Origin of the sequence: Endozoicomonas atrinae, from assembly GCF_001647025.1 — a bacterium.
Taxonomy (GTDB): Bacteria; Pseudomonadota; Gammaproteobacteria; order Pseudomonadales; family Endozoicomonadaceae; genus Endozoicomonas; species Endozoicomonas atrinae.
On the sequence record NZ_LUKQ02000063.1, the window covers coordinates 17,601 to 28,540 of the forward strand.

The following is a 10,940-nucleotide window of genomic DNA, read 5'->3' on the forward strand; positions in this document are numbered from 1 at the left end:
ACAACAAAAAAACGGGAGCCGAGGCTCCCGTTAGACATTTTAAAACCCGCGATAAGTAAACAGTTTACCGCAATGAAACTCCGTCAGTAACGATTCTGGGCGTAATAAAGACCAGAAGTTCTTCTTTATCATCACTTTCAGTTTTGTTTCGGAACAAGCCACCAACCCAGGGAATATCTCCCAGTACTGGAACCTTAGTAACACCTTGTTTTTTACTCTGCTTAAAGACACCACCCAGAACGACGGTTTCACCATCTTCAACCAACACCTGAGTTGTAATTTCATTGGTCGAAATTATCGGTACGTTATTGGATGCCTGATCAGTTGTGTCGTCATTATTGATCTTGATATCCATAATGACCCGTCCATCCGGAGTAATCTGAGGTGTCACTTCCAGACCCAGCACCGCATCCTTGAATGCAACAGAAGTTGCTCCACTGGAGGTTTTCTCTTCGTACGGAATTTCTTTACCTGACTTGATCACCGCTGTTTTCTTATCAGCCGTAATTACTTTTGGCTGTGAAATTACTTCACCACCACCATCACTCAACAGGGCAGAAAGCTCAAGATTCAAAATGGTACCACCATTGGTGGAGAAGCCGATGGCAATCGCACTTGAACCCGTTCCTGTTACACTCAGGTCAGTGAATACATCGCCATCCTGGCCACCACCAACAGAAACCTGACTGTTTCCTGAAACAACATCATCTTTTGAGCCACTCCACTTCACACCCAGCTCCTCTTTGAAATTCGAGCTGAGTGTTACGATACGAGCTTCAATCATGACCTGACGGATGGGAATATCAAGCTGATCAATCAGCGCTCTCAATTCATCCAGCTTGGCCTGAGTATCCTTGATCAACAGACTATTGGTTCTGGCAACCACCTGAACCGAGCCCCTTTCTGTCAGCAGGCTGGCTCCTTCTGTACCCTGCAGTACCGTTGCAATTTCTGCAGCATCAGCGTAGTTAATCTGAACCAGATCGGTATACACGGGGGCTAATTCACGAATCTGTTTTTCGTTCTCCAGCTGCTCACGCTCACGTGCAGCAATTTCCGCAGCCGGTGCCACAGTGAGAACATTTCCTTCCAAACGCTTATCAAGCCCTTTGGCCTTAAGCACAATATCAAGTGCCTGGTCCCAGGGAACATTCTGCAGCCGCAGGGTAACATTACCCCCAACGGTATCCGACGCAACAAGGTTCAGGTCGGTAAAATCAGCGATCAGCTGAAGAACCGCCCGAACTTCAATATCCTGAAAGTTTAACGACAGCTTATCACCTTTATAGGAAAGCCCTGAGTTTCTTCTGCTGCGATCTTTAGGGTCTGGAGCCTTGACACTGACAGTCAACAGGTTATCTGTCTGATAGGCCAGATACTCAAACTCTCCCTTGGGCTCGATTATGATAATGCTGTTACCGTCCTCAACAGCAGCATCAATAAACTTGACCGGCGTGGCAAAGTCGACAACATCCAGGCGATTTCTCAAATTCTGAGGTAGTACATTACCCTGAAACTCCAGACGGATACGCCCCCCCTGCTCATTCATATCCATCGGGATCTTGGCATCGGACAGAGCGATGATGACTTCACCCTCACCATCATCACCTCGCTGAAAATCAATATCTGTGATCCCTCGTCTCATTTGAGCAGCCTGATACGATGGCTGGCTTGTCTGCGCCGACTCCCTTTGAACCGCAGCCGCACTGTTATCTTCACCAAGATAAATACTGAGCGTCCTTCCATCAGCCTGACTGCTGAAGCGGGTAGGCTGCTGAAGGTTAATAACCAGACGGGTTCTGTCACCGGCCTCAAGTACAGTTACACTCTTGGCATTATTAAAGCCAATCTCGTTGTACTTCGGGAGTTCACTGCGAGTGAAAGGCAGGTCTATGGAAATTCGTGGAGGCTTCTCGATACTGTAGCCATGAGCAACCGGCGCCGCACCATCAAAGGTCAAACGAAGTTCAACCATTTCACCCGGCAATGCCGCTGCATCCATATTTTTCAGGGTGACACCCCACGCCGAAATAGGCAGCATTGCCAGCAACGTGTACAGAAGCCCTCGAACAGCTCTAGCCTGCAACAGGGGACTAATATTCATCTAACTTACCTATTTCAGAATTAGAATTGTTGTTTTCATCGGCATCATTTTTAAATAATCCAGCCCATTCCGCCATGATGGCTCAATACCACACCCTTTCATACTAAGAAGCTTCCCCCAGAAAAAAACAAGCCGCCCATGCCTGAACAACAATCGACTAACTCAACACAGCCAGCAGCGTACTGTCAACCGTTCAGGGTATGACAGCAGCATCCTTGCTGGAAATATGATGATCAATTCACAATAACGGAAATAAAATCACTGACTATTAAAATTAACGCGGAGAACTCTTGGTCGCTCAATCCAATACCTTGGACCTGCAGGAACAATCTCAGTCACACGCAACTCCTGGTCATCAATATACGTTATACGACCATGGTTACGCCCAAGGTAATCACCTACACGAACCCGGTGGACACCGTCAGTACCGCGAACCAGACCCCAGAATCCTTCATCATTACTGATAGAGCCTACCAAACGGAACGAATCCATTTCAAACTGCTCCAGATACTGTTTAACACGGTATGGATCCGGCTTGATGTTGCTATTGAGCTGTTCAGTCGTCAGTTCAATTCTCACCGGCTGCTTAAAAGGACTCCGCATGGCAGATGCCTGATAAGTATATGCCTCATATGGCCTGAACTGGGGTAATGGATCAATATTACCCGTTGGACGGGCCCTCATCTCAGCCATATAGTCATCAATGTCTTTATACCCCTGACGCCCTCCATCTGAGCATCCAGCAAGAATCAGCGCGGTACCCGCAACAATTACAAGTTGAAGCAGCTTCATCATAGCCCCCCTTGATCATTGTAGCGGTAGGTTTTTGCAAGGATGCTCATGGTTAACTGACCATTCTTGCCCGGACGAATCTCAAAGTCATGCAATGTGACTATTCGCGAAAGACTGGCGACACCACTGACGAAGTTGCCCAGATCATGGTATGTGCCCGTCACGCCAATACTTATTGGCAGCTCAATATAAAAGTGGCTGACATTTTCATCCTGAAGTTTTATTTCTTCGATCTGAAGGCCTGCGCCGCGTCCAGTAAAGGTAATATCCTCCAGCAGACCAGGAACCTCTGTATCACTGGGCAGCTGCTTTACCAGCGCACCAAAAGAGTTTTCCATTTCCGCCATCTGTTCACGGTAGGCTTTCAGGTTTCCAGACTGGAATGCTCTGATTCGATACTGCTCACGTAAATCCTGCTCTTTACTGGCCGCGACATCATACCGTTTCTGCAAACTGGTCAGGTGAAATTGATAACCAAACCCAAGAATCAAAGCCAGAGTCAGAATACAGGCAATAACCCTGACTCCCATAGGCCATGAGCCGATGTTATCAAAATCAATGTCATTCAGATCAAGCTCATTCAGCTTTTGTAACGAATCTGCAAGGCTCATAGTCCCCCCTTGGCCTGAGTGGGATTGATCTGCTTAACGGTTAGATCAAACTCATTCCAGCGCTGACTGTTTGCCGATACTTTCCTGACCGCCGTCAGATTTGGCTCAGTAAACCATTCAGAATTATCGAAGTTTCTCATCAAGGCAGAGATACGATTATTGGACTCGGCAACCCCAACAAGAGTCAGGCGATTTCCCTCCAGCGTTATCTGCTTGAAATAACCCCCCTCAGGAACCACTCGTGCAACCTGATCAAATATACGAACAATCACAGGACGGTTTCCCTGCAGGTTTTGAATGACCTGCATCCTCTCCAGCAATTGTTCTTTTTTGGTTTTCAGATCCTTGATTTCACTGATCCGCTGATTAAGCAGCGTAATTTCATTCTGCAGATATTGGTTACGGCTCTGCTGGTGACTGATGTTATGGCTGATGTAAAGATCACCAATAAAGACCAGGCCAATACCAACCAGCACCGTTACCGCCCAGACGGCAATGAAACGCTGCTTCCGTTCTTTCCTGAGCTCTTCACGCCAGGGTAAAAGGTTAATTCTTGCCATCAGTCGAAACTCCTCATGGCAAGGCCACAGGCAATCATCAGAGATGGTGCCTCACTGGCCAGTTGGTCCGTATCCACTTTCCCAGCCATGGACATTCCGGCAAAAGGGTTTGCCAGTCTGGTCGGGACCCCCAGTTTATCTTGAATCATTTCCGCCATACCTGAGATTGATGCTGAACCTCCTACAAGAGCAATAGCATCGACATCATTGAACTGGCTGGAGGAATAAAAGAATTGCAGTGAGCGCGATACCTGCTGAACCACCGTTTCACGGAATGGTTCCAAAACTTCAGGCTCATAATCATCAGGCAGCCCACCCTTACACTTTGCTTTCTCGGCTTCTTCAGGGGTGAGCCCGTAGCGGCGCTGAATCTCATCCGTCAACTGCCGCCCACCGAATAACTGCTCGCGGGTATAAACGGTTTTACCCCGACTGATCACATTCAATGTTGTTTTCGTGGCACCAATATCGACGACAGCAAGCACCGGATCCTGATCTGGCAGATCAAGCTGGCCTTCAATCAATTCGCATGCCCGCTCCATGGCAAAAGCTTCTACATCAACAACCTTGGCAGTCACTCCCCCAAGCCGAAGTGCCTCCTCGCGCATTTCAACATTGTCACGACGACAGGCTGCCAGCAAAACTTCAACTCGCTCGGGGTTTTTCTCGTTCAGGCCCTGAACCTCAAAGTCGATGGCCACTTCATCCATGGCATAGGGGATATACTGGTCTGCCTCAACAGAGATCTGGGTTTCCATCTCATCTTCACTGAGGGAGGCATCCATATCAATGGTTTTGGTAATGACGGCAGATCCTGACACAGCAACTGCGGCGTTTTTCAGGCCAGTTCTGGAGTGGGAGAGAGCCCTTGCAACGGCTTCACCAATAACATCAACTTCATGAATATTATTTTCAACAACGGCTCCCGGCGGAAGGGGTTCAACACCAAAAGCTTCAACTCTGTAACCGCTGCCCCTTAGTCCTAACTCAAGGACCTTGACAGATGTCGAGCTTATATCCACCCCTAAAACGGCATTTGATTTTTTCTTCAGCAGCCCAAACACTGGTGCAATCCTTGATTATTAGTTATAAGATCAACAGCTCTAATTAAATAACAGTCTGTATACTTTCGCAATTATAGCCGCCATTCAGCCAACTCTAAACACTGGTTTTTTAAGGAAAATCCTTCTACAAACCAAGACTGTAACGCATACAGGAAAACCACATTTTCAGCTGAAGGCCATTTCACCGTATAATACTCAGTCACGAACGGCTGTCAGGACGACTCTTGTTATGACAAGACAGTTTAAAAATGTCACAACTTCAGCCGGTGGCCTTCGCTTTATCAGGATGCCCTAACAGCATGAAACGGTCGGTTAAACTTCTTAAATTCCTGTTCTGGTCACTATTAACAGTAGCCAGTGGAATTCTGCTTGTCAGTGCCAGTGCCTATTTATACCTCAGTCCTTCGCTACCTTCTGTAGAATCGTTGCGAGACGCCAAATTACAGACACCTCTGCGAGTTTACTCTCAAGATAATCTGCTCATTGCCGAGTTCGGCGAAAAACGTCGATCCCCCATTCAGTTTGAAGACGCCCCCACTCACCTGATCAAAGCCTTCATGGCCGCCGAAGATGACCGTTTTTACTACCACCCCGGCGTTGACATCATGGGCCTGATGAGGGCTGCGGTTCAACTGGTCAGCACAGGCAGCATTCAATCTGGCGGTAGTACAATAACAATGCAGGTGGCCAAGAACTTCTTCCTGAGCCATGAGCGGGTATTTTCACGAAAATTCAATGAAATCCTACTCGCTTTGCAAATAGAACAGCAACTGTCCAAGGATGAAATTTTTGAACTCTATCTCAATAAAATTTATTTGGGAAATCGTTCTTATGGTGTAGAAGCCGCCGCACAGGTTTACTATGGCAAAGCCATCAATGAGTTGAACCTGGCTCAAATTGCCATGATTGCCGGTTTGCCAAAAGCACCTTCCCGCTATAACCCGATCAACGACCCCAAACGAGCCCTGATCCGACGTGACTGGATCCTGGGAAGAATGAAAGATCTGGGCTACGTGACATATGAAGAGTATATCGACGCAGTCAGCCAGCCAGTAACTGCCCGCTATCATGGTGCAAAAATCGAACTTGAAGCGCCTTATATAGCCGAAATGGTTCGACAGCAAATGGTTGAACAGTATGGCCCGGATGCATACACCGAAGGTTTTAAAGTCTACACCACCGTAAGCAGTGATCTCCAGAAGGCGGCCAACCTCTCGGTAGCCAATGGGTTAATGGCTTACAACGAACGCCATGGTTACCAAGGGCCGGTCACCAACCTGTTTGACAATATTCCGGAAGAGGGCTGGCAGCAGAGGATCAACAAAACCCCATCTCCCGGCGTTCTGTTACCCGCCATGGTCACCCGGGTCGGAGAAGAGGACGTTGAGATCGGCCTGAAAGACGGCAATAGCGGTAAAATCAGCTGGGAAAACCTGAACTGGGCAAAACCTTTTCTGACCGTAAACAGTTTTGGTCATACACCTAAAACACCTTCAGATGTTCTGAAAATCGGGGACCAGATATGGGTAAGGGTCACAAAAGATGGCAGCTACCGTCTGGCCCAGGAACCTAAGGCACAGGCAGCTCTGGTATCAATGCAACCGGAAAATGGTGCCATTCTGGCTCTGGTGGGTGGGTACAACTTCTATGACAGCATGTATAACCGGGCCACTCAGGCCATTCGTCAGGCAGGCTCATCTTTCAAACCCTTTGTATATGCTGCCGCCATTGCTAATGGCATGACTGCGGCAACTATTGTCAATGATGCGCCGATTGTCTTTGATGATGCGAACCTTGAAGATAGCTGGCGTCCAAATAATGACAATATGAAGTTCAATGGCCCCATGCGTCTGCGTGAAGGTCTCTATCGCTCAAGAAACCTTGTATCTATCCGCGTTCTTCGCCAGGTGGGCATCAGCAAGGCAGTTAATTATCTGAAGCAGCTTGGCTTCAAGGAAGAGTCTTTAAGCCGGGACCTGTCACTCTCCCTGGGCAACGTCTCCATGACACCGCTTGAACTGGCTTCTGGCTATGCCGTTCTGGCCAATGGCGGCTTCCGTATTGAGCCCTGGTACATCCAACGAGTTGAAACTACCGATGAACTCATTTTTGAGGCCAACCCGGCAATAGCCTGCAATGAACGCTGCATTGCCAGCCTGAATAAAAACACCACGGAGATTGAAGGCGAAGAAGAAAACACCCTTTTCAGCGATCCAGAGTTTGAGGAAATGCTGATTCAGGAAGTCCCGGCTCAAACTGAACCCAGCGATCAGCCTGTCATCGCCAAATCCGTTATGTCACCTCAGGTTCACTACATCATGAACGACATTATGAATGATGTAATCTGGAAAGGTACAGGACGACGGGCCCAGGCATTAAAGCGGCATGATATAGGCAGTAAGACCGGAACCACCAATGACAGTAAAGATGCATGGTTTGTTGGATTTAACCCGGATGTCCTGACTGCCGTCTGGATGGGCATGGACGATTTCTCAACACTTGGGCGCTGGGAATATGGCGCAAATGCAGCTCTGCCAATCTGGCTTGACTATATGCGTACCGCCCTGGACGGTAAACCGGAGCATAAACCTGTACAGCCGGAGGGTATGATCACCCTCAAGATTTCACCAGAAACCGGAAAGCTTGCCCTGCCCGGAGACCCCAACGCAATTTTCGAGATATTCCGTCAGGAAAATGCCCCACAGCAATACAGTGATGAAGGCATGCCATCTCTTGGTGAGATGGACCATGAGTTTTCCCCGGAAGACCTCTTCTGATCAGCCTGCAATCAGTTCAAGATACCTCCTGGACTACCGGGAGTTTATTGAAACAATAAATTGGTGCAGATCAACACCCAACTCTTATAAAACAGACATAGTGCTCAGCTCTACAGCGAATGGAGCTGAACACTGTGTCATCCTTCCTCGATATGCTGAGTACTTTTGTTGCTGTCGCAGAAAAAGGTTCTTTCTCGGCGGCTGCCCGCAGTTTGGGCAAAGCCCAGTCGGGTGTCAGCACCGCTGTCAGCAACCTTGAAATCGACCTGGGTGTTGAGTTGTTTGACCGCTCTCACCGGGTTCCAGAACTAATATCGGCAGGTAAAGCACTGTTAAGGGAAGCTGAAGCCGCCCTGATGCAGGCAACTCGTTTAAAAGAGCATGCCTACCGATTAAGTGCAGGCAAGGAAGAAGAGATCATCAATCTCGCTCTGGATGAGTCTTTGCCTTATGCCAGCGTCTCTGCCATTTTCGAAGAGTTTGCTGAGGTCTTTCCAGATGTCTCCATCAATATTGAACACGCATCCTCCATTCAAACCATGTCACGGTTGAACAGCCAGACTCTGAATATCGCCATTCTGTTGAGTCAGGATCAGTACAAACAACCTCTGCGATTCCAGCGCATTGGACGCATGCTGATCTCCGAAGTCATTCACCACAACCACCCTTTGGCCTCACGGACAGTTGTCACCACGGGCGATCTGGTTGAATACCGCCAGCTGATCTATAGCCGCTCTTTAAATACTCTGTTAAAGCAGGAGCACCTGGTATCAACAAGACAATGGTTCTGCGACAACTATGGAGCCCTTATTGCCATGATTAACCAGGGACTTGGGTGGGCAGCTATTCCCAACAGTCTGGTCAAGGAAAGACTGGAGAGTGGGGAGCTTAAGCGCATCAAACACGAAATGTACCCTTACACTCAGTGGGAAGTCAGCATTGATATGGTTTGGAACTCTCTGGCCACCATTGGCAAGGGAGGACTCTGGCTACAGGAACGCTTTGCCCGAGAGCCGATATACTGTGCCTGAAGCCTAATAAGTGAAGGCTTCAGGTACAATATATGAAACATCAGGCAACCTGTTTCCAGAACGTGTAATGGGGTTTAAGACACTCTTCCGCCAGCACGCCTCCGACGATGTCGATCTTACGTTGTCCACTGTTTAATACTGTGTCACAGGAAAGACTGCAGGTTGGATTTTCAGGATGATTACCTGTGCACTCAAGCAACTGCTCTTCAGTAAAGCCATATACGACACGACCAATACCAGACCAGTAGATACTGCCTGAGCACATGGCGCAGGGCTCACCATTAATATAGATGGAGCATTGATTCAAATACTCCTCACTGTATTTAATGGAAGCGGCGGTCGCCAGATTTCTCTCTGAATGCCCGGTTCTATCCCCCGTGGTCACCACTGTATTTTCAGCTTCCAGCAGTACCTCCCCTTCCGGGCTTACCAGAATACAGGCAAAGGGGTGATTGCCATTGGCCACAGAGCGTTCAGCAACCTTGATCACATGACGCATTAAATCTTCGTCGTTCAGCATGTTCTCTTTTCCTTTTTAAGACATTTATCATTAAGCCTGACTATCAGGTTGCCAGTAGCAGAATCCCCATGTGGAGATCCCACACCCTGAAAGCAAAATGACATCGCCTGCGATGGCAATCGGACCAGCCCCCAGGCAACTCATGAAAGACCCAACACTCAATACAACAATTCCACCCAACGCCAATGACTTATACATGTTCAGGCTTCCTGCGTTTTTTGATGGGTAACCAGAGGCTCATCACCGCTGCTCAGCATTTTCAGATGACTGGCTTTCATAATCAGTGCGTATAAAAGCGCGGCACCCAACATGGCATTCAGTGATGCAAAGCCAATATCAATGGCTAACGCCACACCAATACCGGTCAGCCAGGCAAGAATGGCGTAGGGATTAACCGTTTTGAAGGAAAGGTTCTCAATGTGATCCGGATACTGCTTATTCCAGAGGTAATAGAAATCGACAAGGACGATACCGGTCAGTGGTGGAACAATGATCGACAAACCGGTGAGCATGCCGAAAACGGCTCCAATTTCATAAGGCTTAAACAATGACAGCACAGAGGCAAGAATCATTATGCCAAGCATAATGGTTTGTCGTGAGACTTTTGGAAAAACACTGCTCAGCGTCAGACCAACGCTGTAGAGATTCGCGCTGTTGGTTGTCCACAGGTTGGTAGTAAGAAGCACAAAGGCGGGAACAACCAGGCCCAGGCCAAAAAGAATTTCAACCAGGTCCCATTGCTGAGAGGCCGCCCCCACAATGGCGCCCACACCAATAATAAAGCTGTTAACAATTAACAGCCCAGTGGCACAACCAGCGATGACATGTTTGGTTGAGCGGGCAAACCGGTTGAAATCAGCAACGGTCGTGGAAGCACCGAAAATCCAGGTACCCAGAACCAGACCCACTGCAGTCATAAAGCTAACAGTCTCTTCACCTGAGAATGTGGCAACGGTTGCCCAGCCGCCGCCATCCTGAATTGAGCGCATGGCTGTTGCCAGGCAGAGCATAATCATGGTCGGTATTGAAACCAACCCCACCACACTCATCCACCGCATGCCTTTCAAAGCAAACAACCCCATAAAGAGACAGGAGCCAATCATCGCCAGCGCTTCAAAGAAGGGACTCAGCTCAAAATAGACAGCAATCAAATGACCAAACAGCGCAGCCTGAATGACATACCACCCCAACTGGATAAAGGCGTACATAATGGCAGGAATTTTTGCCCCGAGGCTGCCAAAACTGAACCGGCAAATCAGGGCAAAGGTGTAATACCAATTGAATTTTCTAACTACTGTATAACTGCCCAATCACGGGAGCACAGACTGAACAGTCGACCAGCTTCGCTGCAAAGGTTATTCCAAGCTTCACAGCAACAATCTACAATATTTTCATAACCTGAAAATGCTTTGTTTGATAAGTCATGCTCCCGCATCCACTCCCATAGCCTTTCTGAGCTGTTTAACTCCGGTGCGAATGGT

The 10,940-nt window shown here is 48.2% G+C and carries 10 protein-coding genes and 1 pseudogene; 2 read left to right on the plus strand and 9 right to left on the minus strand.

Annotation, left to right across the window (positions count from 1 at the left end):
* Positions 1-64: 64 nt before the first annotated feature.
* From AK963_RS11035 to AK963_RS11055, 5 genes are all read right to left on the minus strand, one after another.
* On the minus strand, positions 65-2,104 hold the full coding sequence (locus AK963_RS11035) for a type IV pilus secretin PilQ (RefSeq protein ID WP_066015501.1): 2,040 nt from the start codon (positions 2,102-2,104) through the stop codon (positions 65-67).
* 258 nt (positions 2,105-2,362) lie between these two features.
* Positions 2,363-2,899, minus strand: coding sequence for a pilus assembly protein PilP (locus tag AK963_RS11040; RefSeq protein ID WP_238593701.1), 537 nt, complete (start codon positions 2,897-2,899; stop codon positions 2,363-2,365).
* Complete coding sequence (locus AK963_RS11045; protein WP_066015503.1) at positions 2,896-3,507, minus strand: type IV pilus inner membrane component PilO; 612 nt, start codon at positions 3,505-3,507, stop codon at positions 2,896-2,898. Before AK963_RS11045 ends, AK963_RS11040 begins: the two co-directional genes overlap by 4 nt.
* Positions 3,504-4,067: a PilN domain-containing protein gene (locus AK963_RS11050; protein WP_066015504.1), complete on the minus strand. Its 564-nt coding sequence runs from the start codon at positions 4,065-4,067 to the stop codon at positions 3,504-3,506. The genes AK963_RS11045 and AK963_RS11050 overlap by 4 nt, the downstream gene beginning before the upstream one ends.
* Entirely contained in the window at positions 4,067-5,131 is a 1,065-nt protein-coding gene (locus AK963_RS11055; protein ID WP_066015505.1) for a pilus assembly protein PilM, read from the minus strand. The genes AK963_RS11050 and AK963_RS11055 overlap by 1 nt, the downstream gene beginning before the upstream one ends.
* A gap of 299 nt (positions 5,132-5,430) precedes the next feature.
* Between AK963_RS11055 and AK963_RS11060 the strand changes: the two genes are divergently transcribed.
* Together AK963_RS11060 and AK963_RS11065 are read left to right on the plus strand one after the other, a co-directional pair.
* Positions 5,431-7,908 carry a penicillin-binding protein 1A gene (locus AK963_RS11060; RefSeq protein ID WP_066015506.1) on the plus strand — a complete coding sequence of 826 codons (2,478 nt, stop codon included), beginning with the start codon at positions 5,431-5,433 and terminating at the stop codon, positions 7,906-7,908.
* Positions 7,909-8,027: 119 nt separating this feature from the next.
* A complete protein-coding gene (locus AK963_RS11065) occupies positions 8,028-8,939 on the plus strand; it encodes a LysR family transcriptional regulator (protein ID WP_066015507.1) in 912 nt (303 codons plus the stop codon).
* Between the two features lie 40 nt (positions 8,940-8,979).
* On the opposite strand, the gene AK963_RS11070 is transcribed toward AK963_RS11065, so the two are convergent.
* The 4 genes and pseudogenes from AK963_RS11070 to AK963_RS35295 form a co-directional block, all read right to left on the minus strand.
* Positions 8,980-9,459 (minus strand): nucleoside deaminase, encoded by a 480-nt coding sequence (locus tag AK963_RS11070; RefSeq protein WP_066015508.1) that lies wholly within the window; start codon positions 9,457-9,459, stop codon positions 8,980-8,982.
* A gap of 30 nt (positions 9,460-9,489) precedes the next feature.
* A complete protein-coding gene (locus tag AK963_RS33215) occupies positions 9,490-9,657 on the minus strand; it encodes a hypothetical protein (RefSeq protein ID WP_175404490.1) in 168 nt (55 codons plus the stop codon).
* A 2-nt stretch (positions 9,658-9,659) separates the two neighbouring features.
* Complete coding sequence (locus AK963_RS11075; protein ID WP_066015509.1) at positions 9,660-10,769, minus strand: cytosine permease; 1,110 nt, start codon at positions 10,767-10,769, stop codon at positions 9,660-9,662.
* Positions 10,751-10,940 (minus strand): annotated as a pseudogene (locus tag AK963_RS35295) (IS630 family transposase); the annotation flags it as partial. The gene AK963_RS11075 and the pseudogene AK963_RS35295, both read right to left, overlap by 19 nt.

What these genes read in the sequence shown, in the direction of transcription:
- AK963_RS11035 (WP_066015501.1), bottom strand. Translation starts at nt 2,104, where the DNA reads ATGAATATTAGTCCCCTGTTGCAGGCTAGAGCTGTTCGAGGGCTTCTG.
- AK963_RS11040 (WP_238593701.1), bottom strand. Translation starts at nt 2,899, where the DNA reads ATGATGAAGCTGCTTCAACTTGTAATTGTTGCGGGTACCGCGCTGATT.
- AK963_RS11045 (WP_066015503.1), bottom strand. Translation starts at nt 3,507, where the DNA reads ATGAGCCTTGCAGATTCGTTACAAAAGCTGAATGAGCTTGATCTGAAT.
- AK963_RS11050 (WP_066015504.1), bottom strand. Translation starts at nt 4,067, where the DNA reads ATGGCAAGAATTAACCTTTTACCCTGGCGTGAAGAGCTCAGGAAAGAA.
- AK963_RS11060 (WP_066015506.1), top strand. Translation starts at nt 5,431, where the DNA reads ATGAAACGGTCGGTTAAACTTCTTAAATTCCTGTTCTGGTCACTATTA.
- AK963_RS11065 (WP_066015507.1), top strand. Translation starts at nt 8,028, where the DNA reads ATGGAGCTGAACACTGTGTCATCCTTCCTCGATATGCTGAGTACTTTT.
- AK963_RS11070 (WP_066015508.1), bottom strand. Translation starts at nt 9,459, where the DNA reads ATGCTGAACGACGAAGATTTAATGCGTCATGTGATCAAGGTTGCTGAA.
- AK963_RS33215 (WP_175404490.1), bottom strand. Translation starts at nt 9,657, where the DNA reads ATGTATAAGTCATTGGCGTTGGGTGGAATTGTTGTATTGAGTGTTGGG.